This window comes from Spongiactinospora gelatinilytica (genome assembly GCF_003236385.1).
Classification (GTDB): domain Bacteria; phylum Actinomycetota; class Actinomycetes; order Streptosporangiales; family Streptosporangiaceae; genus Spongiactinospora; species Spongiactinospora gelatinilytica.
On record NZ_POUA01000814.1, the window covers coordinates 1 to 590 of the forward strand.

Genomic DNA, 590 nt, shown 5'->3' on the forward strand with positions numbered 1-590 from the left:
GCCTCTGACCCCCCACCGGGACGGCGGACGACCCCGCCCATGGCACCGGCCGGGTGCTGGTCATCCTGCCCGCCGGCGTGCCCGGCTCCGCCACTACGGCCCGCTGCTGACGGTCGGCCCCGGCCCTCCCGGATGCCGGCGTGCCCGACTCCGCCGCTGCGGCCTGCTGTTTGCGGTCGGTCGCGCCCGTAGTGCCGGTCGGCGCCCTGGCCGTCCCGGTTGCCGGTATGCCCGGCTTCGCCGCTGCGGGCCGCCGCATGGCGGTCGGCCGCGGGTCGCGGCGGCGGGTCCTGGTCATCCTGCTTGTCGTGATGGCCGATTCCGGGGTTGCGGACTTCTGAGTGGTTGTCGGCTGCGCCTGTAGTGTCGGCGTGTCCGAGTCCGGGCTTGCGGGCTGCTGGGGCGGCCGGTGTCGGCGGCCCCTGTGCCTGAGTCCGCCGTGCCCGTAGCGACGGCAGGTCACCGTCATTGCGGCCGAATCCGGCGTCGGGGGCCGTTGGATCGCGTTCGTGGTGCCGGCGGGGCGGTCTGCCTGGGGGCGTAGATGAGTCCTCTCTCAGTGCCTGGGGTCTGTCTCTTATACACGTCTG

1 protein-coding gene is annotated in these 590 nt (G+C 73.9%); it reads right to left on the reverse strand.

The features are described from left to right. Positions 1-298, reverse strand: a 298-nt coding sequence (locus tag C1I98_RS44860) for a hypothetical protein (RefSeq protein ID WP_233508593.1), incomplete at its 3' end; no start/stop codon positions are given. Positions 299-590: the final 292 nt, after the last annotated feature.